Below are 16,183 nucleotides of genomic sequence, written 5' to 3' on the forward strand. Positions count from 1 at the left end.
CGGTCGCGGCGCCTGCGGTTGCGGTTGCGGTTGCGCCTGCTGGGAGGTCATCGGCTCGCCCCGGCGCTCTCCCACGAACTGCCGAGCGTCCGCGGGACGTTGGGCAGCGCGTCCCAGAGCGCGGTGATGGCCGGCCGGACCAGCTTGTCCTGGCCGCCGCGTGGCAGCGGCGTCTCCGTCAGCACGACACGGCACGGCGCACGGCGCGCGCCCAGCGACTCGCGGAGCCAGCCGAGGACGTCCTCCGGCGCGGTGGCGGCCCCCTCGACCAGCCGTACCAGGCATCCGATGTCCTCCGTGCTGTCGGCCAGCCGCAGCGGCACGGCCGCCACCTCCAGGACGTCCGGGTGGGCGGCCGCGGCCTCCTCCACCTCGGTCAGGTAGATCGCGTAACTCCCCTTCATGACGGCGTCCTTGCTGCGCCCGACCAGTTGGTACACACCGTCCTCGTCGCGCCGCGCGATGTCGCCGGTGCGCAGCCATCCCTCGACGAGGGTGTCGGCGGTCGCAGCCGGGTTGCGGTAGTAGCCGGCGAACACCTGGGCCCCGGACAGCTCGATCTCGCCCTCGCCCCGGCCCTCGACGATCCGGCCGGCCGAGTCCCGCAGGCGGGCGGCGACCCGCTCGGGCACCCCGATCCGGTTGGTCGCCATGCCGTCGTCGCCGAGGTGGCCGAAGAAGGCCGCCGACGAGGTCTCGGAGAGCCCGTAGGCGTTGAGCAGTGGCAGCCCGAAGCGGCGCTGGAACCGTTCCTGGGTCCGGGGCGAGAGCGGGGCGCTGCCGGTGAAGCACAGCGGGCCGGGCGCGGTGGTGTCCCGGTCCTGCGCGAACCGGTTGACCAGCTCGACCAGTTGGGGGACGAGGAAGGTCTGGTCGATGCGGTGCTCCGCCAGCCGCGACCAGTACCCCGAGGCCGTCGCGACGGTCAGCTCCGGGAGGACCACCACGCAGGCGCCGAGCACGGCGGCCCAGGTGTGGTGCAGGTTGATGACCCCGGATCCCGACATCCGCATGGACCGGGCCAGCCGGGCCGGCGGCCTGCCACGCAGTCGCAGCGAGGCCGAGACGTTTCCCAACGTCCCGTCGTAGAGCCGCTCGTGGGTGAAGACGATCGCCTTCGGGTCGCCCGTGCTGCCGGAGGTGTAGCCGATGAAGACGGCGTCGGACGGGACGTCGGTGGAACCCGCCCCGGCGGCCAGGGGCGTCACCGTCACGGTCGGTTCGAGGTCGACCCGGAAGACCGGCGTGCTGTGCGCCAGGATCGACGCGGTCAGCCGGCCGCCCCACTGGGGGTCGAGCAGCACCGGCGGGCTGTCGAGCTGCCACAGTGCGAGCAGCGTCGGGACCAGGTCCGGGTGGTCGTTCAGCACCAGGGCCGACACGCAGTGGCGCCGTGCTCCGCCGGCGAGCAGGTCCGTACGGATCCGCTCCGCCCGCTCGCAGAGATCGGCCCAGGTCAGGACCGTCCCGGCGGAGCGCTCGTCGTGGTACTCCACGGCGGGGTCGTCCGGCCGGGCGGACGCGAGCTCCTCATGGCGTTTCAGCAGTTCCCTCATGCGTCCGTCACCCTCCACTGGAGGTGGTGGCTGTCGAACACGAACCCGTTGCGGAGGTAGGCCCGGTGTGCCCGGTGCCGCTGGTACCCGGTGTCGAGGTGCACCGCCTCGCAGCCCGCGTCGCGGGCCAGCTCCTGGACGTGCCGCAGCAGGGCCGTGCCGAGTCCGCCGCCGTGCTGCTCGCTCAGCGCCCCCAGGTCGTCGAGGTAGAGGATCCGGCCCCAGGCCATCGAGTGCAGGATGCGGAAGCCCGCGACCGCCTGCACCTCCCCCTCCCGCTCCAGGAGGACGATCCGGTAGCCCTCCGCGCGCTGGTTCCGCCAGCGGTCGACGAACAGCTCCTCGGAGGGGATGTTCAGCCGCAGCTCCCGGAAGACCGGCCAGCAGCTGCGCACCTCGCCCTCGTCCAGGGCTTCGCGGATGTCCCAGCTCATGCACTTCTCCTCTTCGATGTCCTGCTCGTCGATGCCCGCCGGCGGCCCGCCCGTCGATGCCCCGCTCGTCGGTGCCCCCGTCGGTGTCCGGCCCGTGCGTGTGGTGGACTACCAGCCGTAGAGCCGGGCCACCGAACCGAAGTCCACCTCGTGGCCGTACTCCTGCCCGGCCTCGCCGATCCGGTCCCGGGCGGCCTCGCCGACCGGGACGGCCAGGCCGGTGCCGGCGGCGAGGTCGAGGGCGTGCCGGAGGTCCTTCAGCAGGTAGCCGAGCTTGAAGCCGGCGCGGAAGTCGCCGGCGAAGACCCGGTTCGGGTACAGGTTGGCCAGTTGCGCGTTGGCGCCGCCGCCTCCGGTCGTGATCGCCCCGATCGCCGCGGACGGGTCGATCCCGGCCTCGCGGACCATCGCCAGGGCCTCGCCGGACGCCACCGCGTTGACGGCCACCAGGTAGTTGTTGGCCAACTTGACCACCAGGCCGGCGCCGACCGGGCCGCAGTGCCGGAGCTTCGCCTCGTCACCGATGGCGGTGAGGACCGGCCGGGCCCGTTCCAGCGTCGCCTCGCTCCCGCCGACCCAGAAGGCCAGCGTCCCGTCGCGTACGGCGGCGATGCCACCGCCGGCCGGGCAGTCCAGGTAGCCGACCCCCTGCGCCTCGGCCTCACCCGCGAGTTCGCGGGCGACCACCGGCGAGTGCGTCGTCATCTCCACCAGCACCGCGCCGGGTTCGGCGACGCTCAGCACCGCCGCCACCACGGTGCGGACCTCGGCGGAGTCCGGCAGGATCGAGCAGATCACCTCGGCGCCGGCGGCGGCCGCCGCGGGGCCGTCCACCACGGTCCAGTGCGGGGGCAGCCGGTCGGGTGTGCGGGAGGAGACGACCACCTCGTGCCCCGCCTTGAGGAGTCGCTCCACCATGGGTGCTCCCATGAGTCCGGCTCCGATGAAACCTACGCGCATCGCGGGGCGCTCCCGTTCGTGAGTTGCTGAGCACTGAGTTGCTGAGTACTGGGTTGCTGAGTACTGGGTTGATGAGCACTGGGTTGATGGGGGTTGTCGACTCGCCGGACGGGCACGGCCTAGGCCGGACATGGCCTAGCGCCATGCGACCCGTACCGGCAGGTACTCGTAGCCGGCCTTCAGGATGTTGGCGCTGACCCTGGCCCCCGCGACGGACGAGATCCGCGAGGTGGCGCTCGCCAGCGCGCCGATGATGTGGCGCAGTTCCGTGTGGGCCAGCATCCGTCCGAGGCAGCGGTGCGGGCCCGCGCCGAACGCCAGGTGCGCGGGCCGGCGCCCGGCGAGCGCCGTCCCCGGCTCCTCGAAGGCCCGCTCGTCCCGGTTCGCCGAGCCGATCAGCACCATCAGCCGCGCGCCGCCGGGTACCGGCACGTCGCCGACCGTCCGGGGCCCGACCGCCGTCCGCAGCGTGGCCCGGACCGGGGAGGCCAGCCGCAGGCCCTCCTCGATCAGGGCGCCGGACAGGTCCGGACCGGCCGGGTGGCCCGGCGGTCGCGGCCGGTCGATCACGAAGGCGGCCAACAGGTGGCAGACCGCCGACACGATGGTCTCGTAGCCCGCCTGGAACAGTTGGAGGACGGCGAGGATGACCTCCTCGCGGGCGGCGGGGGTGTCCGCCTCGCGCCAGGAGTCGGCCAGGCCGCTACCGGCTGCGCGCGACGGGTCGCCGGGCGCCGCGCGGGCGGCGGCGTTCAGGAACGCCGTCACCGCGCGGAAGGAGGCGAGGTTGCTGCGCATCACCCGCGGTCCGGCGGCCACCGAGGACAGCTCGTCCCCCGGGTCCAGCGCGCGGGCCGTCAGGTCGGCCCATCCGGCGAGCACCCGTACGACGTTCTCGGGGAGACCCATGAGGGCGCCGATCGACTGCGCGGCCACCGGCTTGGCCAGGTCCTCGACGATGTCGACGTGCTCACCGCGGGAGGCGAGTGCGGCGATCACGCGGCGCACGTGGGCTCCGATCGCCGGGTCGACGGCGTCGAGCCGCGGCTTGCTCAGCAGCCTGGCGACCGTCCGGCGCAGGCGGGCGTGCACCTCGCCGTCACTGGAGGAGACGACCCCGCCCGCGTCCCCGGCGAACTTCAGGTTCAGCTGCCGCCGCACGGGGCCCCGGTCGTCGAGGAGCGTCGCGTCCTTGCCGAAGGCCAGCGCGGCGGAGAACCCGTCGGGGTCGCCGAGCACCCGCTGCGCGTCCGCGTACCGGCTGACCACCCAGATGCCCAGCGGCTCCAGCTCGGCGACCGGACGGTGCCGGCGCAGCGCCCGGTAGGCCGCGTACGGATCCTTCAGGACGTCCGGGCGCATCGGGTCGAAGATCTCGATGGCCGGCACCGGTCGCGGCCTCATCGCGGCGGTCACCGGTGCGCCGCCGCGGGCGGAGCCGGGACGAACGGCATGACGGCCACCGCGCCGCCCGCCTCCCCGGCCGGCGTGCGGACGCTCAGGGCGCTCCCCGCGGCGACGTCGGGCCGCAGGAACGCGAGCGCCAGTCCGCGGCGCAGGCCGAGCGAGAAGGTGCCGCTGGTCACGCGACCCACCGGCTCGCCGCCCTGGAGCACCTCGGCCCCGGCCGGGGGGATCCGGCGGCCGTCCATGACGACGGTCCGCAGGATCCGCCGGATGCCGCGCCGGCGCCGCAGGAGGAGCGCCGCCCGGCCGGTGAACTCGGTGTCGAAGGCCACGATCCGCTCCAGGCCCGCTTCGAGCGGGGTGACCTCCGGCCCGAACTCGAAGCCGTGCCGGAGGATTCCGGCCTCCAGGCGGTGCGTCTCGCGCATCGCGAGGCCCACCGGCGCGACTCCGCGGGCGAGCAGGGCCCGGTGGACCTCCCGGGCGGCCGGTGCGGGGAGTTGGAGCTCGTAGCCGCCGCGGCCCCCGAACCGGGTGGCGGCCACCAGCGCCTCGTGACCGCACAGCCGCAGCCGTGCCACGCCGGCCACCGGCACCGGGCTTGCCGCCGGGGCGAGTTCGGCCATCCGCTCGGCGGCCTGCGCGCCCTGCAGGGCGAGCAGCGCCCGCCCCGCGGAGACGTCCTCGATCCGGCAGTCCGGGTATGGCCCGGCCGCCCGCGCGGACCGCAGCGCGTCCAGCACGGCGGCCGGACGGTTCGCCGTCAGGAGGAAGTGGTCGCGCTCCACCCACCAGAGCATCAGGTCGTCCAGCACGCTCCCGTCCGCCCCGGAGAGCAGCAGGGTGTACTGGCTGCGCCCCGGCCCGCAGCGGGCGAGGTCGTTGGTGAGGGTGCGCTGCAGGAGGTCGCGGGCGCCGGGGCCGCAGACCCGGATCGAGCCGAGGTCGGAGGCGTCCCACAGCACCGACGCGTTGCGGTGGGCCCGGTACTCCTTGAACGGGCCGGCGAACTCCAACGGCATGCTCCAGCCCTCGGATTCGGTCATCCGGGCGCCGAGGCGGATGTGCTCCTCGTGCAGTGGCGAGCGGTGCGGGTTCATCTGTGGGCCCCGTATCGGAGGTCGGCCTCCCGGCTCGGGAGGGCGGGCGGCTAGGGCCTGTCCGGCGGATCTTGGCGGATCGGCGCGCGGGGTCGGGCGCCCGTCTGGGCGTGCGCCCGGATCGTCCTCGTACTGGACGTACTTGGATGATTCGGGCGTGCGTCCAGATGGGGGCACCTCCCGGCCGAAGGCTGGGGGAGGATGATCCGGCGTCGCGCGCCCGGCAAGATCCGCCGGACAGGCCCTAGACCTGCGTGTGGGCCTGCACGAACCGGTGGGCACCGTGCAGCGTCGCGATGGAGTCGATGTCGAGGGCTTCGACCTCGATCTCCTCGCCCAACTGCTGCTCCAGGAAGTCGAGGAAGGCGAGGGTGCCCAGGGAGTCGAGCACCCCGGTGTCGAAGAGGTTCGTCCCCGCCTCGACGCCGGTGGTGTCCGCGCCGATCTCCTGGAGGAAGCGGAGCGCGTCGCTGACGAACTCGGTTTCGGTTGACATCGTGTGTCCTCTCTCTGCCCGGCCGGGTGGGGCGGGCGTGGCCGCGCGTCAGGTCTGCCGGGGTCGGTGCAGGGCGCCGCGCAGGACGGCGTGCTGCTGGTGCAGGGCCCGTCGCGACACCGTCGCGGGGGCCAGGGTGTCGAAGCCGTGGAACGTCCCGGCGTACTCGTGCAGTTCGGTGGGGACGCCGGCGGCGGCGAGCCGGCGGGCGTAGGCCGCGCCCTCGTCCCTCAGCGGGTCGTACTCGGCCGTCATCACGTACGCGGCGGGCAGGCCCGACAGGTCAGCGGTCCTGGCCGGCACGGTGTGGGGCGGGACGCCGCCGCGGGTGCCGGCGGGCCCCAGGTAGTGCTGCCACATGTGCGCGCAGTTCGGGGAGTCCCAGGCCGGTGTGTCGGTGAACGCCCGGGCGGAGACGGTCTCCATCCGGTCGTCCACGACGGGGTAGAGCAGCATCTGCAGTGTGGGCGGCGGCAGTTCGCCCTCGTCGCGGACCGTCAGACAGACCCCCGCGGCCAGCGCGCCGCCCGCGCTGGTGCCGGCCACCGCGATGCGGCTCCGGTCCACGGACAGCGCCTCGCCGCCGGCCCCGCAGAGCCACCGATGGGCGACTACGGAGTCCTCCAGCGCCGCGGGGGCGGGGTGCTCGGGTGCGAGCCGGTAGTCGACGGAGACGACGACCGCCCCCGTCTCGCGGCACATCTCCAGGCACCGGGGGTGCTCGAAGTCGAGGTCCCCGGAGATGAACGCGCCGCCGTGCAGGTACAGCACCGCCGGGTACGGCGCGGTGGCCGCCACCGGCCGGTAGACCCGCACCGGCACCGCGCGACCCGCGCCGTCGGAGGCGACGGTGTCCTCGACCCGGACGCCGGCGTCGGCGGCGGCCCACTGCCCGGTCATCCGGGCCACCCGGATCCGGCGGGCGGCCTCCCTGCGGACGGCGTGCGGATCGGCGTGGTCGACGAGCCGGTAGAGCCGGGCGGCCCGTTCGAGCTCCGGGTCGAGCTGCCGGGCGGGCTCCGGCGCAAGCTGTGGGTCGAGCTGCCGGCCGGGCTCCGGGTCGAGCCGGCGTACGGGTGCGAGCCCGAGGTCGTCATGCATGGTTCCCACCCTTCTCGCCACGTGCGGCGCGCCGGTCGGCGTCCGCGCCGGTCTCCGCCGGCGGGGCCCCGACCGCGGTCCGGGCCGGGAAGCGCAGGACGAGGAGCCGGGTGCCGGCGCTCGCGGCGCGCCCCGTCCAGCCGGCGCCGCCGGGCGGCTGCCAGCCGATCGACTCGGCGGGGTGGCCGGCGCCCCCGTACTCCAACTCGCCCGCGAGGACGAACAGGAACTGCCCGCTCGGTCCCGCCCCGGGGAGCTCGACGGACGCACCGGCGCCGGCGGTGAGGCAGCTGATCTCCAGGCCGTCGTGCTCGTCCGCCAGCAGGGTCGTGCGGCCGGCCCGCTCCGCCGCGGGATCCACCGGGGCGGGCGCGATCTCCCGGTGCAGGCTCCGCCCGGGGCGGGCCGGGAGCAGCGCCCGGGACTCCGGCATGAACTCCGTGGCGTGCGTCGTTTCGGCCCGCAGGGTGAAGTAGCGCAGGGGCGGGTCGCCGCCGGTGAGCGGGCCGTACACGGTGCGGGCGTCGGCGTAGTGCGCGACCGGGAGGTCGATCGGCCGGCGGCCGAAGTACGCGCCCGGGGCGCCGAGCAGGATCTGGAACTGGTCGACGGGGTGGAAGTGCGGACGCAGCACGTGGTTCCGCTGTTCCACCAGGTAGGCCTGCGGTCCGCCGTCCGGCGCCGCGCCGCCGAAGTAGTCGACGACCCGGCTGATCCGTCCTTCGAAGACCACCCTCCGCGACACCGCCCGCTGGCGGGTGACCCACCGGGGTTGGTCCATGGCCGTGTGCTCCTTCCGGTCCTCGGGGGTTCGGTCCTCGGGTTCCCGTTCGGGGGTTCCCGCTCGGGGGTTCCCGTCCTCGGGCGTTCGGTGGTTCCGCTGGTCGCGTCCGGGTCTCACTGCTTGCGGAGCATGGTCACCGCGAGCGCGGCCGACTGGACGAAGAACTTCACCTCGTTGCCGACCGCGACGAAGCGGAACCCCTCCTTGGCGTACTGCCGTGCCAGTCCGGTGCTGGGCGCGAAGATCCCGGCGGGTTTGCCGGCGGCGGCGCACGCCGCCAGCACGGCCTGCCGGGCCTGGTCGAAGGCCGGCCCGCCCGGACGGCCCGGCTGCCCGAGATCCATCGCGAGGTCGCCCGTCCCGACGAAGAGCAGGTCCACCCCGTCGGTCCGCGCGATCTCCCCGGCGTTGCGCACGCCTTCGCGGCTCTCGATCTGGACGATGCAGAGGATCTCCCGGTTCGCCGACTCGAAGTACCGGTCGGAGGCGCTGTAGTAGGCGCTCGCCCGGATCGGGTTGACGCCTCGGCTGCCCTGCGGCGGGTAGTGCGAGAAGCGGGCGGCGCGCGCGGCGTCCTCGGCCTGCTCGACCTTGGGGACCATCACGCCGGCCACGCCCAGGTCGAGGGCGAACTCGATGTCGTGGCGGTCCAGCCGCGGCACCCGGACGATCGGGGCCACCCCGGTTCCGGCCAGGGCCTGCGCCTGGTGCAGCGCGTCGGCCTTGGTCATGGCGGCGCCCTCCATGTCGATCACCGCCCAGTCGACCCGGGTGTACGCGGCGGCCTCCGCGAGCAGGGCGCTCCCGCTCACCAGGAAGAGCCCGTACGCGGGGCCGTCCTCCGGGGCACGGAGGAGACCGCCTCCCGGCCGCCGTGGCGGCGGGTCCTGCTCCGATTCGGTCACCGCTGCTCCTCTCGTCGCGCCGGTCGCCCCCGTCCGGCGGCACCGCCGGCGCCGGCGCCCGGGCCGCCCGGGGCCGGACCGGCGGGGACGCCGGACCGGGGCGCCGGCGGTGTGTCAGGCCGGACGGATGGTGCGGTGGATCTCGTTCCAGTTCTCGGCCAGCAGGTCGAGGTAGGTGGTGAAGCCGCGCTCGATGTGGGCGATGTCCTCGACCGTGCGGCAGGCCTTGGCGGCGGTCGAGAGGGAGTGGATCTTGTGCTCCTTCTCGGTGGCGCCGATGTGGAGGTAGAAGTACTCGCAGTTCTCGTGGAACTCCTCCAGCCCGTAGTGGCCGCGGTAGTTGCGCACACCCTCGTAGAGCTGGACGAGCTGCGGGTAGGCGTGCCACTCCTGGGCGAGCAGCGCGCCGCAGACCTCCTGCGCGTACGGGCTGCTGAAGACCTTCTCGCCCTCCTCGATCAGCCGTACGGTGGAGGGCAGCAGCGGCGCGGCCACCGAGTCCAGGTCCACCTCGTGCCCGCGCAGCCGGCCGAGCAGCGTCTCGAAGAAGTCCTTCAGGATGACCGAGTGGACCTTCCGCGGGTTTCCGAGGCCCATCTCGTCGTACAGGTTCTCGACCGTCTCGGCCCGGGCCGCGATGTCCGTCATGTGGAGGAAGGCCAGGGCGATGCGCACCGGCGTGCGCCGCACCCGCTCGTAGAAGTTCCTGGCGACGAGCTCCACCTCGTCCGCGGTGAGCTCCTGCGTCATCCACAGCTCGTAGAACGGGTTCTTCAGGGCCGGGTGGTCCGAGCAGCCCCGGGCGAGGGCGTGGATCCGGTCGTGGGCCTCTTCGGGCGACAGCTCTACGGTCTGGTCGATCATGGTGGTCATGTCATTCCCCGATGGGTTGGGCGGGTGGGTTCACCACACGGGTGGTCGGTCAGTCGATCAGGTGGATGCAGGAGGCCGGGCAGGCCCGCGCGGTGAGCTCCGCGAGTTCCTCGAGGTGCTCGGGCACCTCGGCCTGGCTCTCCTCACCGCCGGGCTCCTCCAGCAGCCGGCCGTCCTGGCGCACGTACGCGAGGAAGTCGTTGCCGATGCCGAAGAGTTCCGGCGCCTCCTCCTCGCACAGTCCGCTGTTCTGACAGGTGGACTGGTCGATCCAGATCCGCACGGTTCGTCCTTTCTGGTGAGGCCGGACCTCGTCGCGGGAGGGCGGGCCGGGTTTCACACGGTGGGCTTGGGGGCGTCCGTCCGCAGGACCGCGCCCAGCCGGTAGGTCTCCTCCACCACGACGCGCAGCCATTCGCCGTAGCGGATGACCTGCGGCAGTTCGGCGGCGGTGAAGGTCTGGTCCTCGTCGTGGCTCATCCGCACGACCCGGAAGTCGCCGATCATCGGCGTCATGACCTGCTCGGCCCCGCCGGTGGCGTGGCGCAGCGCGAACGAGGCCCGGCCACCGCTGGAGCACCCGATGCTCTTGTGCCCCCGGTAGTGGGCGTCCTCGTTGCGGAACAGCATGTGGCCGCCGTGCTTCTCGACGAACTGGCCCTGCAGGCAGCCCGGTCCGTAGAGGCTGCGGATCGCACCGCGCTTGAGCTTCAGCATCCGGGCCCGGATGGTCCGGTGCAGCTGGTCGGTGGACTCGTGGCCCAACTGTTCGGCGTAGTCGCCCAGTTCGATGCCGTCACGCAGCTGGGTCTCGGTGAAGAAGGCGTCGCTGGTGGTCATCTCGTGCGGGCGGTCGAGCATGTCGCCCATGGGGCAGGTCAGCGTCACGTGGTCGGCGCGGAGCACCGGGTCGGCGAGCGCGGCCCGCATCACGGCCCGGAGGACCGAGGCGCTGTCCCCGTCGGTCGCGACGGCCGTCCTGGTGGCGGCCCGGAGCCGGTCGGAGGTGGCGGGGCCGGCCGGTTCGCCGAACACCTCGACGAGCACCTCGTCCACGACGGGGGTGAGCTGCTCGGTGTCGATGTCCGCGTGCGGCAGGACGCCCTCGGTGCGGAACCAGGCGCGCCCGTCGATCACCGAGAAGAGCTCGTGGGTCTGCTGGACGGCGGGGCGCAGGCTCTCGACCCGCCGGGCGAGGGCGAGGAGCCCGTCCGGCGCCTGCTCCGCCGGCGCCACGACGCCCGTGTAGAGCGCGTGGCGGGCGTGCAGCACCGCGCGGACCGCGGCGGAGTCGACCCGGTCGAGGAGGTCGTCGAGTCCGGTGGACGCGGTGTCCAGGGCGAACAGGGAGAGCATCAGATCCGCCTCCTCGTCGTCCCACTGGCGCGGATCGCGCTGCCGGCACGACTCGTAGGCCGATCGGAGGTCGGCGCGGACGCGGTACTCCCCCTTGTAGACCAGCCAGTGGTGGCGGCTGTAGACGAGGGGGCGCAAGCAGGCGTCGAGCACTCCGGCCAGGCAGTGCTCGTCCGGTGCCGCGGCCACGGCGGTGCGGAACTGGTCGGCGGTGTCCGCCTCCAGGACGTGGGTACGTCCGGGCATGAGCGAGGTCATCGAATCTCCTGGGGTGCTGGGTGGGGTCAGCTGTCCTGATGCGGAGAGGCGCGGAGGCCGAGACGTCGGTGCGGCGCTGCGGCAGCCTTACATACTTGATCGTGCCCTTGCAAGGACTTGAATATTTTTCGCTAACTCCTGCAACTACCTGATGGTCAGTACCCTGACACTCGGCCACGTCCCGCCGAGCCGGCCCACCCGCCTCCCCCGCGCCGCCTCCCGGTCGACCGCACGACGACCGTCGGCCACCCCAGGGCGGCCACCACGGCGCGCGATCGACGCCGGGAGCAGTCGACCTGACGGTCAGCCACAGGTCACGATCGGCCGCTTCGCCCACGGACATGGCGGCCCCCGGAGGCAAACGCCCACGCCAGACAGATCCGCAATCTACTTGCAATACGGTGAAAATATGAGACACCATGGGCTGGTGACGGAGGGCCGGGCCCCGCGCGACGTGGCCCGTCGCGATCGGGGCCCGGCCCACGGCGGCCTCGGACGCTCCCCACCACCAGCGTCACCGGGGCACCCCCGCCAGGCCGGCCCGCACCCTCCGCCACAAGCGGACCGCGCCGCCGAGCCGCTCCCGACAGCGGCGCCGAACCCCCACCGCACCACCGCGCCCGGACCGGACCGCCCGCGCGACCGGAACCGGCCGGCCGGCCCTGCCGCACCCGCCGCCACGGGCCACCCGGCGGGCCCCGGCACAGCGACATCGGGCGGCACCTCACAGGAGACCACGCATGCTCTCACCCGCGCACCACACGGTCCGCTTCCGGGCGGACTGCCCCCCGCCCACACCGCTGGCCTGGGGGCAGTTGGCCTTCTGGGACGTGCTGCGCTGGCTGCCCGAGGGCGACGACTCGCCCAACCTGTACCGCTGGCTCGCCGTCCCGGCCGGCACCCGCCCGGAGCAGGTGCGGGCCGCGCTGCGCGTCCTCATGGAACGTCATCAGGCCCTGCGGAGCCACTACTTCGAGCAGGACGGCACCGCGACGCAGCGCGTCCTCGCTGAGGGCGAACTGCGCGTCGCCGTGCACGAGGCGACCGGCCCCGACCTCGCGGCCGAGGCCCAGGGGCTGGGCGAGCGACTGCGGCGCGGAGCCACCGACCACGCCCACGACCTGCCGATCCGCGCCGCCGTCCTCAACCGCGACGGGGCCCCGGCCGCGGTCGTCCTGACCATCAGTCACCTCGCGGTGGACGCCTGGAGCTTCCGGATCGTCCTCCGGGACCTCGCCACCCTGCTGGCGGCCGACGCGCCCGCCGACCACGTCCTGCCGGCCCGGGCGAGACAGCCCGCCGAACGGGCCCGGTACGAGCGCTCCGAGGCCGGAGCGCGCCGGGAGGCCGCCACCCTCGCCCACTGGGAGCGCAGACTGCGGGTGGTCTCGCCGACCATGCTGGAGAAGTCCCCGCGCAGCCTCGCCACCGGGAGGGACTGGGCCAGCGTCGACAGCCCGGCGATGGCCCGCGCGCTGCGCCTGCTCGCCGCCCGCACCGGCGTCACCCCGGGCACCTCGCTGGTCGCGCTCCTGGGCCTGCTGCTGGCCTTCCGGACCGGCGAGCCGGAGGCCGCCCTGCGCCTGATCGTCGCCACCCGGTTCGCCCCCGAGGACCGCGACTACGTCGGCGCCTTCAACCAGAACGCCATGCTGCACCTGACGGTGGCCGACCAGCCGCTGGAACGGTACCTGCGCGGAGCGGTCACCACCGTGCTCGCCGCACACCGGCGGTGCGAGGCCGATCCCCGCCGGGTGGAGCGGCTCGTCGCCGACATCGCCGCCGAACGCGGCTTCACCCCCGACAGCTACTGCTTCTTCAACGACGTCAGCTTCCACGGGGACCGCCCGCCGCGCACCGAGGGCCGGCCGGCCGACGCCGGCGCGGAACACGACCCGGAGGCCGTCACCGCCGCGCTGCCCCTCACCAGGCTGGAGCAACTGCCCCGCCAGGACCCGCAGAAGGGCGCCAAGCTCTTCCTCTCCCTGCACCGGCTGGACGAGACCTGCCTCATCACGCTCTCGCTGGACCCGGCCTTCCTCGGCCGCCACCGGGCCGTCGACCTGCTCGGCGACCTCGAAAGGCTGCTCGTGCTGGCCGTCACCGACCCGGACCGGCGGATCGGCGCGCTCCGCCGGTCGTTCGCCGACCCCGACGCGGCCCCGGACCGGCCCGAGGCGCCCGCACCACCGCCCCCGTCGCACCGAAGCACACAACAGCCAAAGGGTACGAAGTGACAGTCACCATCTCCAGCGAACTCCTGGTCCAGGCCTCCGCCCTCCGCAAGGTGTACGACTCGGGGTTCGTCGCGGTCGAGGGAATCGACTTCCAGCTGCACCGCGGCGAGGCGTTCGGGTTCCTCGGGCCCAACGGCGCCGGGAAGTCCTCGACCATGCGGATGCTCGGCTGCGTGTCCCCGCTCAGCTCCGGCAGCCTGCGGATGCTCGGCATGGAGACCGCCGAGCACGGCCCCGAGATCCGGGCCCGGATCGGCGTGGTGCCGCAGGACGACACGCTCGACACCGAACTCACCGTCCGGGAGAACCTGCTCATCTACGGCCGGTACTTCGGGCTCGGCCGGGCGGTGATCCGGGAGCGGGCCGAACGGCTGCTGGAGTTCGCCCGGCTGACGGACAAGGCCGACGCCCAGGTGGAGGCCCTGTCGGGCGGCATGCGGCGCAGGCTCACGATCGCCCGGGCGCTGGTCAACGAGCCGGAGATCCTGCTGCTGGACGAGCCGACGACCGGGCTCGACCCGCAGGCGCGCCACCTGCTGTGGGAGCGGCTCTACCAGCTGAAGGCCGACGGCGTGACGCTCGTCCTGACCACCCACTACATGGACGAGGCCGAGCAGTTGTGCGACCGGCTGGTGGTGATGGACGCCGGCCGCATCGTCGCCGAGGGATCCCCGCAGGACCTCATCCGCACCCACGCCACCCGCGAGGTGCTGGAACTGCGCTTCCCCCCGGGCGAGCAGCAGCGGACGGCCGGGCGGCTGGCCGCACTCGCCGAGCGGGTCGAGGTCCTGCCGGACCGGGTGCTCCTCTACTGCAAGGACGGCGAGGCCGCGCTGGCCGCCGTGCACGCCGAGCGGATCACGCCCCTCACCGCGCTGGTCCGCCGGGCGAGCCTGGAGGACGTGTTCCTGACCCTCACCGGCCGCACCCTCGTCGACTGACCCGTCGAGCGATCACCTTCGAAAGGCCCGTCCATGGCGCTCCTCCCGGACCTCGCCCGGTCGCCCGCTTTGCGGGAGTTCACGTACTGGATGCACCGCTACCGCAGGACCTGGCGCGGCACCGTCGTCGTCAACGTCGCCAACCCGCTGCTCTTCCTCGCCGCGATGGGGGTGGGGCTGGGCAGGCTGGTGGACGACGGCGGCAGCGACCACCTGCACGGCGCCTCCTACCTGGCGTTCTTCGCCCCCGGCCTGCTGGCGGCCGCCGCCATGCAGAACGCCTTCCTGGACTCGGCCGGACCGGTCTTCCAGTCGGCCCGCCAACGGGGCAACTACCGTGCGGCGGCGGCCACTCCGATGCGTCCGGCGGACATCTTCACCGGTCACCTGCTGTTCACCGGCTTCCGGGTCCTGACCAGCGCGCTGGCCTTCGTCGCGGTGATCGTCGCCACCGGGGCGGTGCCCTGGCGGCACAGCCTGCTGCTCCTGCCGGCCGCGCTGCTGACCGGGCTGGCCTTCGCCGCGCCGGTGGCCGCCTGGGCGGTCACGGTGACCCAGTCCACCCGGATCAACGGTGTCTTCCGATTCGTCCTGCTGCCGATGTACATGTTCTCCGGCACGTTCTACTCCACCACCCAACTCCCCGACTGGCTCCAGGCCGTGGTGTCGGTGACGCCCCTCTACCAGGGCATCCAGCTCTGCCGGGAGCTGGCGCTCGGCACCGCCGCGCCGCTGGACAGCGGCGCGCACGTGCTCTACCTGGCCGCGATGGCCACGGCCGGCCTGCTCCTGGGGCGCCGCAGCTACACCCGCCATCTGTACGGCTGATCCGTCCGTCCCCCACGCCGTGTTCCCCGCCACCCGGAAGGCAGGCCCGTCCGCCCGTGACCGTCCTCAGTGCCCCTCACACCGCCGTGCACCACGGACGCCTGCGCGGCGCCGGGAACATGGTGGCGCGCAACCTCCTGATCTACCGCCACACCTGGTACCTGCTGCTGGCCGAGGTGTTCGAGCCGGTGCTGTACCTGCTCTCCATCGGCGTCGGCATCGGCCAGCTGGTCGGCCGGGTGCCCGGGCTCGGGGACTCGCCGGTGGCCTACTCGGCCTTCGTGGCACCGGCCCTGCTGGCCACCGCGGCGATGAACGGGGCGATGAACGAGACCACCTTCAACATGTTCGCCAAGCTCAGGCTCAACCGCACCTACGAGTCCATCCGGGCCACCCCGATGACGGCGCAGCACATCGCCCTCGGTGAGGCGCTCTGGGCCGTGCTGCGCGGCACGCTGATCACCACCGGGTTCCTGGTGGTGGTGTCCGTCCTCGGCCTGGCGCACTCGGCCGGGATCCTGCTGGTCCTGCCGGGCGCGGCCCTGATCGGCTTCGCCTTCGCCTCCGCCGGCCTGGTCGTGGTCACCTACCTGCGCAGCTGGCAGGACTTCCAGTTCATCCAGCTGGCGATGCTGCCGATGTTCCTCTTCGCCACCACCTTCTACCCGCTCGGGGTGTACCCGCGCTGGCTGCAGATCGTGGTCGAGTGCCTGCCGCTGTACCAGAGCATCGAGTTGGTGCGGCAGCCGTCGCTCGGCCACGTCGGCGCGCAGTTGATCGTCCCGGTGGTCTACCTGACCGTCTTCGGGGCGGTGAGCCTGCGCTGGGCGATGCGGCGGATCGACCGGGCGCTGACCCGGTAGCACCGGGCGGGGGCGGGACGTCGACGGCCGGGCCCGCGGGGGCCCGGCCGTCGTCGTGCGCTGCGGGCCGGCGGGGGCCGGCCG

General features: G+C 73.6%; 16 protein-coding genes. 4 read left to right on the forward strand and 12 right to left on the reverse strand.

What is annotated here, in order from left to right; genetic code table 11:
• Window positions 1-47: 47 nt before the first annotated feature.
• The 12 genes from ACFTWP_RS29575 to ACFTWP_RS29630 all read right to left on the reverse strand — a co-directional run bounded on the left by ACFTWP_RS29575 (window position 48) and on the right by ACFTWP_RS29630 (window position 11,230).
• Window positions 48-1,556 (reverse strand): class I adenylate-forming enzyme family protein, encoded by a 1,509-nt coding sequence (locus ACFTWP_RS29575; protein ID WP_380267984.1) that lies wholly within the window; start codon window positions 1,554-1,556, stop codon window positions 48-50.
• A complete protein-coding gene (locus ACFTWP_RS29580) occupies window positions 1,553-1,990 on the reverse strand; it encodes a GNAT family N-acetyltransferase (protein WP_380267985.1) in 438 nt (145 codons plus the stop codon). The genes ACFTWP_RS29575 and ACFTWP_RS29580 overlap by 4 nt, the downstream gene beginning before the upstream one ends.
• Window positions 1,991-2,098: 108 nt before the next feature.
• Window positions 2,099-3,082, reverse strand: coding sequence for an NAD(P)-dependent oxidoreductase (locus tag ACFTWP_RS29585; protein ID WP_380267986.1), 984 nt, complete (start codon window positions 3,080-3,082; stop codon window positions 2,099-2,101).
• Window positions 3,083-3,085: 3 nt separating this feature from the next.
• Window positions 3,086-4,339: a cytochrome P450 gene (locus tag ACFTWP_RS29590; protein ID WP_380267987.1), complete on the reverse strand. Its 1,254-nt coding sequence runs from the start codon at window positions 4,337-4,339 to the stop codon at window positions 3,086-3,088.
• Between the two features lie 23 nt (window positions 4,340-4,362).
• Window positions 4,363-5,457: an aminomethyltransferase family protein gene (locus ACFTWP_RS29595; protein WP_380267988.1), complete on the reverse strand. Its 1,095-nt coding sequence runs from the start codon at window positions 5,455-5,457 to the stop codon at window positions 4,363-4,365.
• Between the two features lie 244 nt (window positions 5,458-5,701).
• On the reverse strand, window positions 5,702-5,953 hold the full coding sequence (locus ACFTWP_RS29600) for a phosphopantetheine-binding protein (RefSeq protein WP_380267989.1): 252 nt from the start codon (window positions 5,951-5,953) through the stop codon (window positions 5,702-5,704).
• A 48-nt stretch (window positions 5,954-6,001) separates the two neighbouring features.
• Window positions 6,002-7,054, reverse strand: a complete 1,053-nt coding sequence (locus tag ACFTWP_RS29605) for an alpha/beta hydrolase fold domain-containing protein (RefSeq protein WP_380267990.1) — start codon at window positions 7,052-7,054, stop codon at window positions 6,002-6,004.
• Window positions 7,047-7,835, reverse strand: coding sequence for a hypothetical protein (locus ACFTWP_RS29610; protein WP_380267991.1), 789 nt, complete (start codon window positions 7,833-7,835; stop codon window positions 7,047-7,049). Before ACFTWP_RS29610 ends, ACFTWP_RS29605 begins: the two co-directional genes overlap by 8 nt.
• Window positions 7,836-7,951: 116 nt before the next feature.
• Window positions 7,952-8,743 (reverse strand): HpcH/HpaI aldolase/citrate lyase family protein, encoded by a 792-nt coding sequence (locus tag ACFTWP_RS29615; RefSeq protein WP_380267992.1) that lies wholly within the window; start codon window positions 8,741-8,743, stop codon window positions 7,952-7,954.
• A gap of 114 nt (window positions 8,744-8,857) precedes the next feature.
• A complete protein-coding gene (locus ACFTWP_RS29620) occupies window positions 8,858-9,616 on the reverse strand; it encodes an iron-containing redox enzyme family protein (RefSeq protein ID WP_380267993.1) in 759 nt (252 codons plus the stop codon).
• A gap of 49 nt (window positions 9,617-9,665) precedes the next feature.
• On the reverse strand, window positions 9,666-9,899 hold the full coding sequence (locus ACFTWP_RS29625; protein WP_380267994.1) for a ferredoxin: 234 nt from the start codon (window positions 9,897-9,899) through the stop codon (window positions 9,666-9,668).
• A gap of 53 nt (window positions 9,900-9,952) precedes the next feature.
• Window positions 9,953-11,230, reverse strand: coding sequence for a hypothetical protein (locus ACFTWP_RS29630; protein WP_380267995.1), 1,278 nt, complete (start codon window positions 11,228-11,230; stop codon window positions 9,953-9,955).
• A 740-nt stretch (window positions 11,231-11,970) separates the two neighbouring features.
• Here ACFTWP_RS29630 and ACFTWP_RS29635 point away from each other — a divergent pair.
• Genes ACFTWP_RS29635 through ACFTWP_RS29650 form a run of 4 tightly spaced genes read left to right on the forward strand, consistent with a single transcriptional unit; the run spans window position 11,971 to window position 16,099 of the window.
• Window positions 11,971-13,467, forward strand: a complete 1,497-nt coding sequence (locus tag ACFTWP_RS29635) for a condensation domain-containing protein (protein WP_380267996.1) — start codon at window positions 11,971-11,973, stop codon at window positions 13,465-13,467.
• Window positions 13,464-14,408 (forward strand): ATP-binding cassette domain-containing protein, encoded by a 945-nt coding sequence (locus ACFTWP_RS29640; RefSeq protein WP_380267997.1) that lies wholly within the window; start codon window positions 13,464-13,466, stop codon window positions 14,406-14,408. The genes ACFTWP_RS29635 and ACFTWP_RS29640 overlap by 4 nt, the downstream gene beginning before the upstream one ends.
• 33 nt (window positions 14,409-14,441) lie before the next feature.
• Entirely contained in the window at window positions 14,442-15,236 is a 795-nt protein-coding gene (locus ACFTWP_RS29645) for an ABC transporter permease (RefSeq protein WP_380267998.1), read from the forward strand.
• A 56-nt stretch (window positions 15,237-15,292) separates the two neighbouring features.
• Window positions 15,293-16,099, forward strand: coding sequence for an ABC transporter permease (locus tag ACFTWP_RS29650; RefSeq protein WP_380267999.1), 807 nt, complete (start codon window positions 15,293-15,295; stop codon window positions 16,097-16,099).
• The last annotated feature ends 84 nt before the right edge of the window (window positions 16,100-16,183 follow it).

Origin of the sequence: Kitasatospora sp. NPDC057015 (genome assembly GCF_042673745.1) — a bacterium.
Taxonomy (GTDB): Bacteria; Actinomycetota; Actinomycetes; order Streptomycetales; family Streptomycetaceae; genus Kitasatospora.